Here is an 18,402-nt window from a genome sequence, read left to right as displayed (position 1 = left end):
CCTCTCCTTTATTTTATAAAAACCATTTAAATAAGAATCAAACACTTAGCTAATTATTTCGATATTTATCGAAATAATTATTGACCTATCGGTATATATTTCTATAATTCGAGAAAAGTAGAAATGAATTTGAATGCTCAGATTCATTGATTTTCGAATTTGGAGTTACATTATGAATACCGTTTTTCCAAGCAATGATTTAATGTCGATGGCAAGTGAAGCCTTAGATATGTTCGCTTTTCTCGCTGCTGAGCTAATCATTCTATTTCTGGCGATCAGTTATATCGTCGGTGTACTACAAGAGTTTCTGACACCGCAAAAGATTCAGTCCATCTTAAGCTCGCGCAATGGTCAAGGTTACATCGTCGCGGCTTTGCTTGGCGCCATCACCCCATTTTGTTCTTGTTCAACCATTCCTTTCTTAAAAGGCTTACTGCGTGCAAGAGCTGGCTTCGGCCCAATGATGGTGTTCCTGTTCGGTAGCCCGCTGCTTAACCCAGTCATCATTGGTTTGTTTGTCATCACCTTCGGTTGGCAGGTCGCCCTATTTTATTTCTTAGTGGCGATGACTGTATCAGTAGTGGCTGGTTACACGTTAGAAAAGCTGGGCTTTGAACGTTATGTAAAACCAGAAGCTTACCAAGCAGCAGAAGCATCAAGCTGTGGTACTAGTTGTGGCGACAGTAAACCAGCGCCGAAGAAAGAGTCGTCGTGTGGTACGTCTAGCTGTGGTGAAGCAACGTCAGTTATGGCAAAAGCTAGCGCAACGAAAACAGACTCATGCTGTGGCAGTAAAGAAGAACCAAAAGTTGAAGTTAGCTGCTGCGGTTCTGACGGTGCGGCAACCGCGACGATTGTTGAAAAGAGCGAACCAAACCGCTGGGTACGAATTTGGCACGCAACATGGAAAGATTTTAAACAAGTTTTCCCATACTTGATGTTAGGTATTGCGATTGGTTCATTTATTTACGGCTTTATTCCAACTGAGTTGATTGCGCAGTACGCTGGCGCTGGTAAGTGGTATGCGATTCCGGTTGCCGCTGTGATAGGTATTCCTTTGTATATTCGCGCAGAAGCTGTGATTCCATTAAGCGCTGCACTGGTACAAAAAGGGATGGCTTTAGGTTCAGTAATGGCGTTGATCATTGGCAGTGCTGGAGCAAGCCTAACAGAAGTAATTTTGCTCAAGTCTATCTTTAAGAACCAAATGATTGCTGCTTTCCTTACGGTCATTTTAGGAATGGCAATCGGTGCTGGCTTCCTATATAGCTTTATCTTTGGCTAATTCCATAAGATCTTTGGTTTACCCCACAAATAATAAAAGCCCTTTTTAAAGGGCTTTTATTACATCTACGTAATAGTAATTCACGATTCTAATTATTATCAACACAGGCTAAATAATCGATAATGCTCTCCTAGTCATTCATTACATTGGAGACCATTATGGCGAATGGATTTACAAAAGATGGTGGCGTTCAAGATCAAATCGATGCCACTGTTATTGATGCAATTAACCGCGCTCGGGCGCACCTTCACCACGAACACAATGACAGCAAATACTGCCTAGAGTGCGGCGAGCTGATCCCAGCAGCACGCAGAAAGATCCTCCCCGGTGTTGAACTCTGTATCGAGTGCCAAGAGAAACAAGATGCACGCGAGAAGGCTTTTAGTTCTTACAACCGCAGAGCCAGTAAAGATAGTCAATTACGATAGCAATAACGGCGAAGCCATAGGGCTTCGCCTGATATGAACATAAGCACTCATTTCACTCACCCACCACCACTCCTACATTCACCATAAGAATCCTCTGTCGCACAAATTATTCACACGGTAATTACCAGCAAAATATTTTAGAAAAAATCAATAATTCTTATAAAAAACTGACTTCGTTTTAAGTTCAATTTTGTTAGGCTTGTGGAAATTTTTTTTTACAGCTCAAGCTGTAATTATTTTCAGGTAAGGTATTTTCTTTTGAATATGAAGTTATTTGGCAGTTCCTTGATCTTAGCAGGAACCGCTCTTGGGGCAGGCATGCTTGCTATCCCCATGGTATTGGCCCAATTTGGTTTTATCGTCAGTTCCGTTTTAATGCTGTTTATCTTTATCGGCACCACTTTCTCTGCGCTTCTTCTCGCCGAGGCTTGCAGTAAAGCCAAGCAAAGCAACAGCATGAGCAGTGTGGCGTATTTAACCCTAGGTAAAGCTGGCCAGCACTTCATTAATATCTTGTTCTACCTGCTGCTCGTTTGTATGTCGATTGCTTACATCCTTGGCATTGGTGACATCCTCAGCAAGCTGTTGAGTGATGTGGGTATCTCAGTCTCTACCACGACCTGCTACACCCTATTTAGTTTATTAATGGGTGTGATCGTTGTTGCGGGCAAAGGACACATTGACCGCCTTAACCGCGGCTTATTCTTAATGATGGTCGCGATGCTGTTTATCGTCATTTTCTCGTTGCTCAATAACATTAATCTCGATTACATCACTCAAGGCTCAGAATACTCAGTCAACGATATCGTAAAATACAGCGCAATTATCTTTACCAGTTTCGCTTCTATGGTAGTGATTCCATCCTTGATTGATTACAACCGTGAAGCAAGCCAAAAAGAAATCAGAAACATGATTTTGCTAGGCTCACTGATCCCTCTATTCTGTTATCTGGTATGGCTGTTTGCCATCATCGGTAACCTTGGTACAGAGGCCATCAGCCGCTTCCATAATATTTCCGAACTAATCAATGCGTTCAGCGCATCGCAGTCGATGATCAAGACAATTGTGGCTATATTCTCTGCTCTTGCACTTGTGACCTCTTTTCTTGGTGTTTCTATGGCGCTTTACGACCAAAACCAAGATGCGATTACCAAGAATAAACCGGTCGCTTACTTATTAACGTTTGTACTACCACTGGCGTTGGCAAGTCTGTTCTCAAACCAGTTTGTCAGTATGCTCGACTACGCAGGAATGGTACTCGTATTCTTAGCGATTTGGGGACCACTAATGATGGTGAAAAAGGTACGTAAGCCAGATTTTCCTGACCTGTGTTTAGAAAGTTCGTATACCGCAGGCGGTGGCACTTTGGCACTCAATGTCACTTTCTTGTTTGGTGCTTTGATCTTCGTTTCTTGGTTTATGAGTTAACTCATACATACGAAGTAAAATACACCGATATTAAATAGCAAAAGCCGCCCGAAAAGGCGGCTTTTTCATTGGCAGCTCAACGGTCCATTAACAGTACTAAACGCTATATTTCTGTGCCTGCCTCATCTTCTTCGACAATGCTTGTCTCCAACGCTGCTTCATCTAACCACTGCTGCAAAGACTCACTCGATAACACTTTTTGCTGGTAGGCGCTGGCCGCTGCCGATAGCTCAATCCCATAGGTCTGAAAGCGTAGTGCAACTGGCGCATACATCGCATCGACTATCGACCACTCTCCAAACAGCCACTCATTCGGATATTTTGAGGCTTGCTCCGACCATATTGCGTCAATACGAGCAATGTCTTTCAAGGCACCTGAGCTGAGTTGTATTTTTCGGCGAGCACGAATATTCATCGGAAGCTCACTTCGTAAATCGAAAAATCCAGAGTGCATTTCAGCCGTAATAGCACGCGCTTTTGCACGTTGTTGGGTGTCACTGGGCCACGCTTTTCCGTCAAGGTATTGCTCATTGATGTATTCTAGGATAGCAAGTGAGTCCCACACAGTGACGCCACTGTCCAACAGGGTTGGAACTTTTGCCGTTGGTGAGATCGGCGCTAAGGTATTGTAGAACTGCTTAGTCCCTAGCCCCAGCTTTACTATCTCCACATCTAACTGATATTGAGAGAATATTAGCCACGCTCGAAGTGACCAGCTTGAATAGTTTTGGTTACCGATAAAGAGTTGCATTGATGCCTCCATGCTGTATTTGCAATAACTGGTTAAGGTGCAAGTAACAATATCTGATTGTTTTTTATAGGACTAACAGATAGTTTTGATGGAAGACTTTAATAAAAACGATGGATCACATTAGATATGGATATCGAAGCGCTACGTAGCTTTCTGGCATTTATCGAAACCGGCAGCTTTACCCGAGCAGCCAAACAGATTAATCGAACTCAGTCTGCTTTCAGTGCTCAAATGCGCAAATTGGAAGATGAGCTCAATGTCAGTTTGTTCGTCAAAGAAGGCCGAAATCTTGTGTTGAGTGAAGCAGGCATCGCGCTGCGCTCTCACGCAGAACAATTGGTCGGCTTACACAACAATGCGCTCAAACAAGTTAGGCGATACGAGAATAAACGTCCTCTCCGCTTAGGCTGTCCGGAAGATTACAATGAGAGAGTGTTACCCAAAGTCATCCGCGTGTTACAGCAAGCAGAGCCCACTTGTTCTATTCAAGTTTTTAGCGAACCAAGTCCAAGCCTGAGAGAAAAGCTTGATAACGGTCAGTTAGATGCTGCGATTGTCTCCCGCGCTGCAGGCAGCGAGGAGGGGTATTTTCTCGCCAGTGATAAAGGAGTTTGGATCAGTCACTCAGAGTTCGAACTCGAACAATACAACTCTATCCCTCTCGCATTATTTCAAAGAGATTGCCAATATCACGCAGCCGCGATTGACGGTCTAACCAAGCAAGGGACCTCACATCAACTGTTGGCTTGTTGTAATACCGCTTCCGCTTTGCGCGCTATCGTACGTTCTAAAATGGCGATTGGTGCATTGGGTGGGATGAGTGTAACCCAAGATTTGAAAGTGCTCGATAACATGCCGGTTCTTCCCGCCGTTGATATCGTTTTAATCACCAGTATTGAGCCTCACCCGATATTAGATAAAAAGTGTTTAGCGCAGTTACTCAATCTAGATCGTTAGCGAAGAAAGCCGCATATAAAAATAGAGCTTATTGAATTTTAAGATCAAAAAAAGCGCCAATAGGCGCTTTTTGTTTATTGGAATTGACCAACAATTAGAATTTCTTCGGTGCGTAACCTGTCATCACCTGAATTTTTAGCTCTTTACCCAGCTTCGTCATTGGGTGCACAACGACTAGACCGCGTACTGATTTCTTAAGCTTACCCATATCTGCCTGTTCTGCTTTAGTAATTTCGCGAGAAAACGGCATGTCTTGCAAGCTTTTACGCTCTTTGTTCATGTCGTACTGTTGCTTGTGCTTCATGGAGCTTACTTTTTTGTTTAGCTTATCTAGCTCATCAGTAAACTTCTTGATCATTTCACCATCACCACGGCCCTTTGCAGCATCAAGTTTGCGATTGCAGTTGTCGATACGGTTGTTCAGGTTTTGTAGTTCTTTCTTAAGGCTCATGGTCATTTATCTCATTGAAACAGAAAAGGGCGGCGAGTGTAGCACAAGGCGATTCACTGCCCTAATTATAATCCTCATTTGAGTGAAAAATGTACTCTATTTTCAGCATATAAAAAAAACGCCCAACCATTAGGCTGGGCGAAAAGACAGAGGATTATTTCTGAGTCTTTCAACTCTCATAATCAAATAGGACAGACAATTTAGAAGTTGTAAATCAGCGCCAACTCTACACGCGCAATATCCTTGCTATCAGGGCCGACAACGTCATCAGTGTAATCACTAGATAGAGCATAATAAGTGTTCACTTCTGTTTTTAGGTTGCCAGTAATGTAGTTATGGAACTGTAGGTAGAACTGGGTGTAGGCGTATTTCTCATCGGAATCTTCACCAAACAACACATCTTGGTTAAGGGTGTAGATCGCATCATCGGTATTAGCGCGCCACGTCGACATGAAACCCGTAATGATTGTCTGCTTAGGCGCGTACTCAATCACAGAGTAACCACCCACTTGCATGGCGTTGCCGTAAGCGCCATCATGCGCAAAACCGAGTGGGTCACCCGTCCATAGTGGGTTGAAGGTATTAACCTTGTCACTGTCAGCGTCAGAACCTGATGCGTAGTGCAGGTTCATACCCAGACGATAGTTCCAATCCGCTTTCCAGTTGTAGTTCAGATCCGCATAAGCCATGTAAGCTGAAATATCTTTACCTGCATGATCACCAAACTGGTAAACACCATCGACCATGTAACCAAAGCCTTCACTGACAAAATCATGAGCATGTAGGCCAAGCACTTGAATATCGACATCACCGTCTGGGGCATTTACAAAACTAGAGTTGGTTAGCTGATTGCTCATCACATAAGCTTGCATCGCGCCAAAGTCGGTGCGCCAGTTAGCAAATAGACCTGTCGACTTTTTGCCATTGGTTTTGTCATCCCAGTTACCGCTAAAGCTGCCATCGTCAAATAATGGGAAGACTTCTTCGCCGTAGTAAGCGTCAAAGTTGATCCCGCTGACACTGTATTTAGCACTGACCGCGTTCCAGCTTGATTGAACCGGAGTGGGTTCACGGTTCATCATCTGCCATTCATTCAAGTAGATTTCTTGGCGGCCAAGGCGGGTAGTTAAATATTGCTCGCCGTCATCCAATAACTTGAATTCGGTGAAAAGTTGGTGGAAATCCGTACCTGCATCATCCACTGGACCTGGCGCGTCTAGATTGGTGTAGTTGGTACGAATTTCACCAAATACGCGCATCCAATCTTGGTAAGTCACATCGGTAGAAAACTGAAGGCGTGAACGCAGTTCATTATGCTTACGAATATCTGGGTCATACATATGATTCCAGCGGTTATCCAGAGCCACTTTGACGTTACCCGCGAAAGAGACTTTCCAGTCACCATCATCGGTAATATCTAGGCGCTTTAGCTTTTCAGAGAAGCTCTTTTGGCTTTCATCAAGATTATCGACATAGCTCCAATCTTCGTTAGCGCGGTCACCCCAGAACACGATTGGGTTGCGCTCAGACCAAGTTGAAGTCGTTACATCACTCGCATGCAACACGCCAGAAATCGATAACGCCAGCAAGCTTAACGTACATTTAGTTATGGTTTTCATTATTGTATTTCCATATTTTGGGCACAAGGAATCCTTCCTGCGGCCCAGTGGCCACAGGAGGACTTTGTTGTTATTGGTAATTTTTTAGTTGAGGAGAGTTACGAGTCCACGCCAAGCGCTTCTTTAATACCTGAAGCAATCGTGATCACGTTCGCGCCATAGATGACTTGGATTCCCTTAGGCATACGCACTACGCCGATAGCGTTCAACTCTTTCTTCCAGAAGTCATCACTTGCGGTAAGTGTGTCATCATGTAGAGATACTCGCAGGCGAGTCGCACAGTTGGATACGTTATCAATGTTATCCGCGCCGCCTAGTGCCTTGATAATCTCAACAGGTAGACCAGCCGTGTTTTGTTTCTGCTTCTTCTTGAAATCGTCTTTGCTATACAGCGCAATATCACCCTCTTCAGCATCTTCTCGACCCGGTGTTTTCGAGTCGAACTTCAAGATGAAGAACTTAAAGGTGTAGAAGTAAATGACGAAGTAAAGTGGAATGATCCATAGCAGCGCCCACGCGTGTACCTTCTCAGGTTGTAGCAGGTTTGGCACCATGAACAGTAACTGGTTACCATGGATAGACACGCCCATCATTTCAGTAATCACATACGCAAGACCATTTAGTGGCACATGCACAGCAAAGAACAGGAATGGTTGAACAAATAAGAAGGTGTACTCTAGAGGCTCTGTAATACCGATAACCGCTGCAGTAAACACCGCAGGAACCATTAGCGCTGCCACTTTCTTACGGTTTTCAGTTTTCGCTGTCACGTACATTGCGTACGCAGCGCCTGTTAGACCACCGATCTGAATTGGAATACGACCACTAGTAAAGTTATGCGTGATGTAGCCAATTGCATCAGGTGAGCTCATTTGACCGTTCATGATGTTACGAACACCTTCGTAAATCACGCCATCAATTTCCATCACACCACCAACACGAGTGTACTCGATAGGGAACGCAATCAGGTGATGAAGACCAAATGGTAGTAGACCTTTATCAAACACACCGAACAGGAATGAACCAAAGATACCCGAGCTAGTGATCAACGTCGTAATTGACTGTAGACCGCCAGCAATAGGAGGCCATGCGTGGTAAGCAACCAAACCTACTGGCATGATCGCCATGTAAGAGAAGATCACCACAGCGCGAGGGCCCGAGAAGAAACTCAACATTGATGGCATTTCAAATTTGTAGAAACGGTTATGTAGCCATGCCGTCAAACAACCCACGATGATACCGCTGAAAATACCCATGTTGTATGAGAATACGCCTAGGTTTTCACCCCATAGTGAATTGAAGTTTTGTGCGTCAACTTTGTCGTAACCTAATGTGTTTACTAGGTAGTCCACGCTGGTTGTTTCTGGTGTCCAGCCGTTGAATGAGGCAATCGAGCCAATCGCAACGTTGAAACACATAAACATAGTGAAGCCAGTGAACGCCGCCCACCCTTTCTCTGATTTAGAAAGTGCGAACGCCAAACCAATGGCAAAGAATGGTGGTAGGTTACGCATCACCATCAAACCGAGATCCAACATCAGTTTGAAGAATGCATAGATAACAGAGTCTTGAGCCGACATTTGGTTTACAACGCCTGCACCAATACCAATGTAAATACCTGCAATTACTAACACGATGATAGATACCATCATGCCGCCAGCAAGTGCTTGAACCTTATCTCTCATAATTTACTCCTGAAGTGATATGAGAACTTTCACGTATATTGTTATTGCTTTTCTCAATGACTCGAGGCTGAGCTGTTCGTTTGGCTCATGCACTTTCGTCACATCACCTGGAAAAGTAGGTCCGAATGCCACACCGTTGTTTAGCGCCCGTGCATACGATGCTGCACCTTTGCTAAAGCATTGAGCTTCCATTCCCGTAACTTCGGAATACGCTTTTCCCATCGCTTGGATAAGGTCACTTTCGGGTGAGAGGTAAGATAGAGGTAAGTACTGCTGCTCGGTGAAACTCACTCCATACTTTTGGGATAAGTGTTGAAGTTGGGTACGAGTTTCTTCGATGCTCAGTCCTTTAGGAAACCGAAAATCAAAATCCAAGTTATATCCATGTTCATCAAGGTTAATTGAAGAGACGCAGCAACTGGTGCCTCCCATCTCATCATCCATATGTGCTAGCCCTAATTTTGCTCCGTCGATTGAGTCTGCAAAACATGACTCTAACAACTCGATTAAGCTTTTTGAGTTAGCATCTAACCCTTCAACATGGCGCATCACAGCCATAAACTTGTCCATACAATTTTGGACGCGATGCGGGTTGCGAGATTTCTCCCACGGCGTTGTCAATACAACGCGGTACAACTCCTTCTGTTGAGTTACGTCGGCAACGCCATCAAAGCGCTGCGCCACACTTGCTGCCTGTTGGCCTGAAAACCAAATTGAAAGGTGGTGACACGTTGACGTTCGGTCTCGCTCACTTTCAATTCGATAAATCTGACACACTCCTAAGTCACGTAAAGTTTGGGATTCTTTTTGTAACTCGGCATACAAGATACCTTTTTCTCCATTGACGATTGGGAAGTCGCCATCGGGAGAAAAGCCAAAAGCCGGTTGTGGCTGATGGCGGAAATAATGCTCTACACATTCCCAAGTTGTCTCTTCAGCGCCACCGATAATCACGCGAATTTTGCGTGTCATTGGTGTGTTGAGCTGCTTAAACATCTTGAGGATGTATAGCGAAGCCATAAGAGGCCCTTTGTTATCCGTTACGCCGCGACCGAATACTAGGTCTCCTTGTTGGTGAAGCGTAAATGGATGGGTAATCCAATTCGCTTCATCGCCTGCGGGCACAACATCAACATGGTGCAGAATACCAATTTCTTCTTTACCTTCACCGTAGCTAATATCGAGCGCATAGCCTTGGTGATCTCGTACTTCGAACCCCTCACGCTTTGCCCAGTCAATCAAGTAATCAAAGGATTTTCTGATACTTTGACCAAACGGCGCGTTGACTGATTTAGTGCTTAAATCACGAACTGACGGAATGGCAATTAATCCAGATAAGTCGTTGAGTAATTCATCAGTACAGTCATCAAAATACCCTAACATTTGTGTGGAAAAATTGCGTTCCGTCATCTTTTAAACCTAATTCATTTGTTGTTGATAGAGATATAATTAGAGTTGTTATCTAAGTCTCAATTTCGCGCTAACCAATGCACACCACCATCATCAGAAAACGCCATATAGTCAGCTTTTCGGCGGGCAAAAATACCGTTTTCAACCACGCCAGGAATGCTGTTCAATGACACTTCTAAAGCCTGTGGTTCGCTTAAATCCAGCCCAGAACAGTCAAGTATGATGTTGCCATTATCAGTTGTGCACCCTTCTCTGCGCACTGGCGTTCCACCTAGACTTTGCAGTGCGTGCGTAACCGCTAACTCTGCCGCTGGAAGCACTTCAATCGGCAGCGGAAACGTCCCTAAAGCAAGTTTTAAACGCCCACTGTCAGCGATAGTGATAAAGCTCATCGCCATGGTTGCTAGAACCTTTTCACGCGCTAACGCTGCCCCGCCACCTTTGACGGTTTCGCCGCTGCTTAACCCTTCATCGATACCATCAACATAGACATCGACACGCTCGCAAGAAGAGATAGGCTGCTCGCTTAAACCTGCTTGTTGAAGCGCTTTGCTGGAACGCTCTGAACTCGACACGCAGTGAGAAAACTCTGCGCCGCTTTGTTTAAGCAATTGAATAAATATCTCTACCGTCGCGCCAGTACCAATACCGATCACAGACGATGGCGTTAACACTCTCAGCACTTGGTCTAAGGCCGCTTTCGCAGCCTTAGTACGCAGGCAATCTGAGCTATCCATTTCGATAAATCGCTTTGCCATGCTCATGATTACTTCTCCAGTAACGCGTGTGCTTTCGCGACGACGTTCTCTACCGTAAAGCCGTACATTTCAAAGAGCTGTTCTGCTGGTGCAGACTCACCAAATGTCGTCATACCGATGATGTCGCCATTAAGGCCGGTGTATTTAAACCAGTAGTCAGCAATACCCGCTTCAATCGCGATACGTTTGCTCACCGATGCTGGTAGAACCTGCTCTCGATACTCTGGCGTTTGCGCTTCAAACAGGTCTGTCGATGGCATAGACACGACACGACAACGCACATTAGAAAGCTGTTCTTTCGCCTGCATTGCCAGTGCCACTTCAGAACCTGTAGCAATCAAGATTAACTCTGGCTGACCATCGCAATCCGACAAGATATAGCCGCCTTTTGCGACATCATTAAGCGTTGCTTGGTCGCGCTCAAATTGAACAAGATTTTGACGAGAGAAAATCAGTGATGTAGGGCCATCTTTGCGCTCAACTGCTGACTTCCAAGCTACTGCGGTTTCCACTTGGTCACATGGACGCCATGTGCTCATGTTTGGCGTTAAACGCAGTGACGCAATTTGCTCGACAGGTTGATGCGTTGGGCCATCTTCACCTAAACCGATCGAGTCATGGGTGTAGACAAAGATGCTGCGTTGCTTCATCAATGCTGCCATGCGCAGTGCATTACGTGCGTATTCCATAAACATCAGGAAGGTGCCGCCGTAAGGGATAAAACCACCGTGCAGGGCAATGCCGTTCATCATTGCTGACATAGCAAACTCACGTACCCCGTAGCTTAGGTAGTTACCTGACGCATCTTGCGCAGAGATAGCTTTAGAACCAGACCAGTTAGTCAGGTTTGATGGCGTTAAATCTGCCGAACCACCTAAGAATTCCGGTAAGTGAGCACCGAACGCTTCAATCGCATTTTGTGATGCTTTACGCGTTGCTATCGTTGCTGGGTTGGCTTGCAGCGTCGCGATCACATCTTGGCTGATTTGCTGCCAGTTTTCTGGAAGCTCACCTTCTACGCGGCGCTTATATTCTGCCGCCAGTTCTGGGAACGCTTGCTGATAAGCATCAAAACGGTTTTGCCATTGTGCTTGAGCATCTTTGCCCGCGTCTTTACCATCCCACTCAGAGTAGATATCCGCAGGAATCTCAAACGGCGCGTAGTCCCAACCTAGGTTTTCGCGCACTAATGCCACTTCATCTTCACCCAATGGTGCACCGTGGCAGTCATGGCTTGCTGATTTATTTGGCGAACCAAAGCCGATAATGGTTTTACAACAGATCAATGTCGGCTTATCGGTCTCTGCTTTCGCTTCTAGAATCGCTTTGCGGATTGCTTCGGCATTATGACCATCCACATCGGCGATAACATGCCAGCCGTACGCTTCAAATCGTTTTGGCGTATCGTCAGAGAACCAACCTTCCACTTCACCGTCAATCGAAATGCCGTTGTCATCCCAGAACGCAACTAGCTTACCTAAGCCGAGTGTGCCAGCGAGTGAACACGCCTCATGAGAAATGCCTTCCATCATGCAGCCATCACCCATAAACACATAGGTAAAGTGGTCAACAATGTCATGACCCGGACGGTTAAATTGCTCACCCAGTACTTTTTCAGCCAGTGCCATACCAACACCATTGGTAATGCCCTGACCTAACGGCCCTGTCGTGGTTTCGATACCCGGCGCGTAGCCGTACTCTGGGTGACCTGCTGTTTTAGCGTGAAGCTGACGGAATGATTTGATGTCTTCCATCGTTAAGTCGTAACCCGTTAGGTGCAGCAAGCTGTAGATCAGCATTGAGCCGTGGCCATTAGACAAAATAAAACGGTCGCGATCAGACCAAGTTGGGTCTGTTGGGTTGTGTTTTAGAAAGTCACGCCACAACACTTCGGCGATATCTGCCATACCCATCGGGGCACCTGGGTGACCAGAACCTGCTTTTTGTACTGCGTCCATGCTAAGAACGCGAATTGTATCTGCGAGTTTAGAACGAGTAATCATAGCCAAACTCCTTACAGACGCGCTTCAATCATGGCTTCAAGTTTGCCCTGATCGACTGCAAAATTGCGGATACCTTCAGACAGCTTTTCAGTCGCCATTGGGTCTTGGTTCATTTCCCAGCGGAACTCAGCTTCTGTCATCGCTTGAGGCGCAGATTTCACTTCATCACGCCCAGCAAACAGTGTTGGCTCTACCTCGCCTTGCTGCGCTGCAAGCTCATCAAGAATTGCAGGACCGATGGTTAAACGGTCACAGCCCGCCAGTGCAAGCACTTCATCTGCGTTACGGAAACTCGCACCCATAACCACAGTGTTGTAGCCATGATCTTTGTAGTAGTTGTAGATGTTTGAAACCGAGACCACACCTGGGTCTTCGAACGGTGAGTACTCTTTCTTATCGGTATTAGTTTTGTACCAATCAAGGATACGACCGACGAAAGGTGAAATAAGGTAAGCGCCCGCCTCTGCACACGCCTTTGCCTGCGCAAAGTTAAACAGTAGTGTCAGGTTACAGTTGATACCCTCTTGCTCTAACACTTGCGCCGCGCGGATACCTTCCCATGTCGACGCCAGTTTGATCAAGATACGCTCTTTCTCAATCCCGGCCTCTTGGTACATAGCAATCAGCTTGCGCGCTTTCACTAAGCTAGCTTCTTTATCAAACGATAGACGCGCGTCCACCTCTGTTGAAATACGGCCCGGAACGGTTTTTAAAATCTCTACACCAATGTTGACGGCAAGCTTGTCGCTAGCATCAATCAGCTGCTGCGCCTTGTCATCACTTTGTTGTTTTGCCCATGCGATAGCATCAACAATGAGGTGGTCGTACTGTGGCATTTCCGCTGCTTTGAGTACCAAAGAAGGGTTGGTGGTTGCATCTTGAGGTTGGAAAGCAGCAATAGCATCAATGTCGCCAGTATCGGCGACAACTGTGGTGTACTTTTTCAGTTGTTCTAATTTGTTCATGGTTTCATCTCGATAAACGTTCAATTAAATTTGCTAGCGATAACTGGCTCATAGACGACAACTCCACATTGGCGTGAGACACATCCAGATGCCGGGTTAATAGGTTGGTTACCGCAACCGTTGAAATATCTGCCGATCGAGCCGCTGTGATTCCGGGTGGGGAATCTTCAAAGGCAATGGCTTGATGGGCAGAAACTCCCAGTTTTTCGAGGCTGGTTAGGTAGACATCAGGGCAAGGTTTACGGCGCATTTCTTCAATCTCCTCCGCCCCCGTAAAACAGTCAAAGTAATGGTCTAGATTCAAGCGTTGTAAGATTGGTAAGTAGTGTTCGCGCTCAGAACTTGTTGCCAACGCAAGCTTAAGCCGTTTTTGTTTGGCAAAATTGAGATAGTCTCGAACACCTTCACGCTCAGGTAAGGTTTCGATCATTTGATAGGCGAGCTCCAACACTCGGTCACGGATTTGAGTGTCATTGTGGTTCAAGCCTGAATGGTGACGATAGAGGTGGTAAAGAGCGGTTGCTGGCGCTGAGCTCCCAACTAGTCCAGCAACCTGGAGAGGCGAAACGTCTACACCGTATGGTTTCATCAAAGCTTCCCAGGCTCTGAACATACAGCTTTCCGTATCGACTAAAAGACCATCGAAGTCAAATATCAGCGCTTTAAAGCGACCACAATCAATGTCCTCTCTTTCCACATTGGTTAGGTTTGGCTTTGTTACGCTGAACTTGTCTTCCATGTTCTAAACTCCTGTTTTCTTTACACTAAACTTGCATGAAGAATTGACTTCATCTCTTCGCCCGAGGTCAGTGGTAGGTCGAAGCAAAATGCGGGTTCTAACGCTTCAACATCTTGCTTACTGACGCCAACCTGAGTCAGGTTTGACTCCAAGCCAATCTCTTTTAAGAAAGTAACTAGGTGCCCTGCTAAAGATTGCGCTTTCTCTTCAGTGCTTCCCACGGCACCAAATAGTTCGGCAACTTGAGCGTAGCGCTGCGGTTGTTTGCGCCACTGAAGCTGAACATACGCAGGGTAAACCACCGCAAGTGTTAAGCCGTGTGGTAAATTGGTTTTCTGGCTACCTAATATTTCACCCAGTGGATGAGGCGCGCCCGCACCGCCGTTTGCTAGCGAAATACCGCCTAGCGTATCTGCAGTAGCAAGGTCACAGCGGCCTTGAATATCCGAGCCATCGGCAACCACTTTTGGCAGGTTATCTACCACTAGCTTCATCGCTTGCAGCGCAAGTTGGTCGACAAATGGTGATGGACGAGTACCAGTAAATGATTCAAACGCGTGTGAAAAAGCGTCAAAACCTGTCATTGCCGTCATTCTTGGTGGCAGTGTCAGCATCAACTCAGGATCGATAACTGCTTCTACTGGAAAAAACTCTGGATGGAATAGCGTCAGCTTAGCGTGCTGTTCAACGTTAGTAATAACCGCCGCTTGCGTGACTTGAGAACCCGTACCAGAGGTCGTCGGTACCGCAATCAAAGGCACAACAGGTGCTGGTAGGTTGGCAATATCACCAAACGGCGAATCATAAGTTGCAAACCAGTGCGACCAGTTAAGCTCTTCTGCATTAATCGTTGCGGCAATGATCTTAGCGGTATCAATGGATGAACCACCGCCGACGGCTAACACCACATCACACCCTGCCGCTTGCGCGACTTGGCGACCTAGTTCAACCACTGTTGTTGGTGGGTTAGGTACGACACCGTCAAAGTGAGTAACCGTAATGCCTTCGTTTGCTAGCAAAGCGAAAATGCGGTCATAGGCAGGTTTCACTGCATCAAAAATCGGTTCTGAAACCACCAAACAACGCTTGCCATATTGCGCGACCAATTGACCAATTTTTTGAATTTCACCCGGGCCGAATGTCAGCTTAGTCGGTTGATAATGTTGAAATTGTGTCATGATAAAATCCTTGGTTATGGTGCCAGACCGGAGCATATAGGGGGTTGTCAGCCCAGCACCAAATTCGTTTAACGCTTAATTAAGCCGGTTCTACTTCTGCTTCAGCAGCAACATTTTTCTCAGCTTGGTCAAGCGCAGAGCGGAAGTCGTGAACACCCGCGGTGATGCCTTTTTCGTGACCGAAAATGTTAGTAGACGCAACCATCACATCGATATCTTCTTTCAGTAGCGCTTCTAGGTTGTGGTTACGGATACCGCCATCCACACATAGCTCACAGTTAGGGTTACGTTCGTTGATTAGCTGACGAGCTTCGCGAATCATTTCAATTGCCGACTCACGCCATAGCCACTCATCGTTGTTAACGCCATGGATAACAATGTGTAGACGGTCAAGGTAGTAAATCGCTTCTTTAACGAAAGAAACTGGCGTGAAGCAACCAACAGTTAGACCAAACTTCATGTTGTAGTCACGGCAGTACTTCATCATGTACGCCAGTGGTGCGCCTAAGAAGTTTTCCGCAGGAAGAATCAGCATGTCCGCGCCTGCCGCCGCAATTTTTTCAACGAACAGACGATCACAATCTTTAAAGTAAGCGTGAACTTCGATTGGCTTGTCTGTGTATTGACGAATGCCTTCAACGATTTGGTGGCCGCCCATTAGCTGCATGTTTTTTAGGTCATGCATATCTGCTGCATCACAGTGGATGTAGTCTGCGCCTGCGTCTGAAACTTCTTTTACGATGTCAGCCATGTGGCCGTAATCAACGTGCGCTAAACCTGCAGCAATTTTTACTTTTTTCATGAGATTTCCTTAGTAGCTAAATGAGTGTTGGCATGTGTGCTGACCTTCACGAACGATGAGTCGTAAATATTGGCCAATGCCGCAACCGTTGTTATCTGTGATAATGAGATTGGCTAGCCCACGAAGTGCTGGGCTAGCATTTGCCATCGCGACTGGTTCACCAACGGCTTTAAACAATGAGATGTCGTTGTCGCCGTCACCAAACGCGATGGTGAGATTTGGATTGAGGTTATGCTGAGATAACCAAGTTGCAGCGGATTGGCCTTTATTGACACCAAGACAAGTAATATCGAGCTTGTTTGGCGTAGAGAGATCCGCTTGCAGAATATCGGTTAATGAGTCACGAAGCTGGCACAACGCCTGTTTGTCACTGCTCGATACCAACACCTTATATACGTCTCCGCATACTTGTTGCAGCTCAGCCAGCGATGGCATGATTTCCATATGGCCATCAATACCTAATTGGCTCATCTGACGCTCAAGGCCTGCAAAATGGCTTGAAACCTGTGGCGCGTAAATGCCGTTTTGAGCATAAAGGGTAAAATCAAACTGGCCTAAGCTAAGCGTGTCTAATAACTGTTTCAGTTGTTGAGCATGAAATGCCTGAGCATTGTGGTAATCGTTACTCGCTGCATCGTATTGGTAAGCGCCATTACAGCAAATCAATGGAGCAGTAATACCGAGTTGATTGGCAAAAGGCAGCATCAATTGATGAGGTCGCCCACTTGCCAACGTCACTTGATAACCTTCGTTTAGCGCTTGTTGAATGGCTTCAACATTGTTCACGCTAATCTGGTTGTGATCGTTTAGTAAGGTTCCATCTAAATCGATAATGATTGCTTGATACTTCATCTTGGCCTCCTTTGACTCTTCGTGACGCAAAATGACTATAAACCGTCAAATTCGGTCACGTAAAGTCAAATTTGACTTTTTATGGCGTTTTTATTGGTAAAGATCACAAAATAACGTCAAAATAAGTTCACAAAACGTCACCTGTAAAATTAAATTGCTCAAAACGTCAAATTCGGTCAAAATAATCCAAGAATAAATTCAGGATGCAGTACAAGATGAATGAAGCTCAACGTCACAGACGCTTACTCGACTATTTAGATAGCCATACCTTTATTACTACTAACGACTATGTGTCGATGTTAGATATCTCTTTATCGACCGCTCGTCGAGATATCACCAAGCTTGCCGAAGATGGCAAGTTGAAGAAGATTAGAAATGGCGCCGAAGCATTAAATAGTGAAAGCAATCAGCAGCACCATACGCCATCAAGCTTTATCCCAAGTGAATATGATATTGAGAACCTTGATGCCAAGAAGCGCATTGCCAAAGCGGCGGTTGACCTGTGCGATGAGCATGACAGCGTGATCGTCAGCGGCAGTAATACCACTTTCTTGATGGGGCAATACTTAGCAGGCCGAGATGTCCAAGTAGTGACTAACTTTATGCCGCTCGCGCACAGCTTGATCACTCAGGATCATCAAAGCATCATCATATTAGGTGGTCAGTACTTACCTGAGCGTCAAATCACCATCTCTCCCGATGAAGAAGCAGCCGACGATCATAAAAGCCGCTTTGTCTTCTTTACCGGTACAGGTGTAACGCCAGCAGGTATCCATACCTCTGATTTACTGGTCTACATGGCAGAGAAAAAGCTACTCGAATATGGCGCAAAACTCATTGCATTGGTCGATAGCAGTAAAATTGGTAAGCATGGCGGTAAGCTATTAGCGACAACAACTCAGCTAGATACCTTAATTACCGACGCAGATGCAGATCCTGAGGTGCTTGAAGCGCTGAAAGCTTCTGGGGTGAATGTTGTGGTTGTATAACCGACCGATTTAACTCACGTTCCAATTAGCTAGGTAGAACACCCTGCCTAGCTACCCATAATTAGAACCGCATAACCTTCTTATTTCACCGTTCTTGCACTC

17 protein-coding genes are annotated in these 18,402 nt (G+C 45.7%); 5 read left to right on the top strand and 12 right to left on the bottom strand.

The genetic code is table 11. From position 1 onward, the window contains the following. Positions 1 to 172 precede the first annotated feature (172 nt). The 3 genes from VIA_RS03910 (at position 173) to VIA_RS03900 (ending at position 3,141) form a co-directional block, all read left to right on the top strand. Positions 173 to 1,285: a permease gene (locus VIA_RS03910; RefSeq protein ID WP_004411242.1), complete on the top strand. Its 1,113-nt coding sequence runs from the start codon at positions 173 to 175 to the stop codon at positions 1,283 to 1,285. 158 nt (positions 1,286 to 1,443) lie between these two features. Continuing rightward, complete coding sequence (locus tag VIA_RS03905) at positions 1,444 to 1,713, top strand: DksA/TraR family C4-type zinc finger protein (RefSeq protein ID WP_004411240.1); 270 nt, start codon at positions 1,444 to 1,446, stop codon at positions 1,711 to 1,713. A gap of 264 nt (positions 1,714 to 1,977) precedes the next feature. Continuing rightward, complete coding sequence (locus VIA_RS03900) at positions 1,978 to 3,141, top strand: amino acid permease (RefSeq protein WP_004418488.1); 1,164 nt, start codon at positions 1,978 to 1,980, stop codon at positions 3,139 to 3,141. A 103-nt stretch (positions 3,142 to 3,244) separates the two neighbouring features. On the opposite strand, the gene VIA_RS03895 is transcribed toward VIA_RS03900, so the two are convergent. Next, positions 3,245 to 3,892 carry a glutathione S-transferase family protein gene (locus tag VIA_RS03895; RefSeq protein WP_004411236.1) on the bottom strand — a complete coding sequence of 216 codons (648 nt, stop codon included), beginning with the start codon at positions 3,890 to 3,892 and terminating at the stop codon, positions 3,245 to 3,247. A gap of 126 nt (positions 3,893 to 4,018) precedes the next feature. Here VIA_RS03895 and VIA_RS03890 point away from each other — a divergent pair, with 126 nt between their 5' ends. Further along, the gene (locus VIA_RS03890; protein WP_004411235.1) at positions 4,019 to 4,849 is read left to right on the top strand and encodes a LysR family transcriptional regulator; all 831 of its coding nucleotides are present in this window, start codon (positions 4,019 to 4,021) and stop codon (positions 4,847 to 4,849) included. Positions 4,850 to 4,943: 94 nt separating this feature from the next. Here VIA_RS03890 and VIA_RS03885 read toward each other — a convergent pair whose 3' ends face one another. From VIA_RS03885 to VIA_RS03835, 11 genes are all read right to left on the bottom strand, one after another. Further along, positions 4,944 to 5,300 carry a YibL family ribosome-associated protein gene (locus VIA_RS03885; RefSeq protein WP_004418490.1) on the bottom strand — a complete coding sequence of 119 codons (357 nt, stop codon included), beginning with the start codon at positions 5,298 to 5,300 and terminating at the stop codon, positions 4,944 to 4,946. A 200-nt stretch (positions 5,301 to 5,500) separates the two neighbouring features. Beyond that, positions 5,501 to 6,919: an alginate export family protein gene (locus tag VIA_RS03880; RefSeq protein ID WP_004411232.1), complete on the bottom strand. Its 1,419-nt coding sequence runs from the start codon at positions 6,917 to 6,919 to the stop codon at positions 5,501 to 5,503. Positions 6,920 to 7,017: 98 nt separating this feature from the next. Next, on the bottom strand, positions 7,018 to 8,604 hold the full coding sequence (locus VIA_RS03875) for a PTS transporter subunit EIIC (protein WP_004411230.1): 1,587 nt from the start codon (positions 8,602 to 8,604) through the stop codon (positions 7,018 to 7,020). Between the two features lie 3 nt (positions 8,605 to 8,607). Continuing rightward, positions 8,608 to 10,014: a Sapep family Mn(2+)-dependent dipeptidase gene (locus VIA_RS03870; RefSeq protein ID WP_004411229.1), complete on the bottom strand. Its 1,407-nt coding sequence runs from the start codon at positions 10,012 to 10,014 to the stop codon at positions 8,608 to 8,610. A 59-nt stretch (positions 10,015 to 10,073) separates the two neighbouring features. Continuing rightward, positions 10,074 to 10,778, bottom strand: coding sequence for a ribose-5-phosphate isomerase RpiA (gene rpiA, locus VIA_RS03865; RefSeq protein ID WP_004411227.1), 705 nt, complete (start codon positions 10,776 to 10,778; stop codon positions 10,074 to 10,076). Between the two features lie 2 nt (positions 10,779 to 10,780). Further along, positions 10,781 to 12,775, bottom strand: coding sequence for a transketolase (tkt, locus tag VIA_RS03860; RefSeq protein WP_004411225.1), 1,995 nt, complete (start codon positions 12,773 to 12,775; stop codon positions 10,781 to 10,783). Positions 12,776 to 12,786: 11 nt separating this feature from the next. Next, a complete protein-coding gene (gene tal, locus VIA_RS03855) occupies positions 12,787 to 13,740 on the bottom strand; it encodes a transaldolase (RefSeq protein ID WP_004418494.1) in 954 nt (317 codons plus the stop codon). 4 nt (positions 13,741 to 13,744) lie between these two features. Beyond that, the gene (locus VIA_RS03850) at positions 13,745 to 14,479 is read right to left on the bottom strand and encodes an HAD family hydrolase (RefSeq protein WP_004411221.1); all 735 of its coding nucleotides are present in this window, start codon (positions 14,477 to 14,479) and stop codon (positions 13,745 to 13,747) included. A gap of 20 nt (positions 14,480 to 14,499) precedes the next feature. Further along, entirely contained in the window at positions 14,500 to 15,657 is a 1,158-nt protein-coding gene (locus tag VIA_RS03845) for an iron-containing alcohol dehydrogenase (protein ID WP_004411219.1), read from the bottom strand. A gap of 79 nt (positions 15,658 to 15,736) precedes the next feature. After that, positions 15,737 to 16,459 (bottom strand): ribulose-phosphate 3-epimerase, encoded by a 723-nt coding sequence (locus VIA_RS03840; protein WP_004411217.1) that lies wholly within the window; start codon positions 16,457 to 16,459, stop codon positions 15,737 to 15,739. Positions 16,460 to 16,468: 9 nt separating this feature from the next. Beyond that, on the bottom strand, positions 16,469 to 17,311 hold the full coding sequence (locus tag VIA_RS03835) for a Cof-type HAD-IIB family hydrolase (RefSeq protein WP_004411215.1): 843 nt from the start codon (positions 17,309 to 17,311) through the stop codon (positions 16,469 to 16,471). A gap of 215 nt (positions 17,312 to 17,526) precedes the next feature. Here VIA_RS03835 and ulaR point away from each other — a divergent pair, with 215 nt between their 5' ends. Further along, complete coding sequence (ulaR, locus tag VIA_RS03830) at positions 17,527 to 18,300, top strand: HTH-type transcriptional regulator UlaR (RefSeq protein WP_004411214.1); 774 nt, start codon at positions 17,527 to 17,529, stop codon at positions 18,298 to 18,300. The last annotated feature ends 102 nt before the right edge of the window (positions 18,301 to 18,402 follow it).

This window comes from Vibrio orientalis CIP 102891 = ATCC 33934 (assembly GCF_000176235.1).
GTDB classification, from domain to species: Bacteria; Pseudomonadota; Gammaproteobacteria; order Enterobacterales; family Vibrionaceae; genus Vibrio; species Vibrio orientalis.
This window is presented reverse-complemented; position numbering and strand designations above follow the sequence as displayed.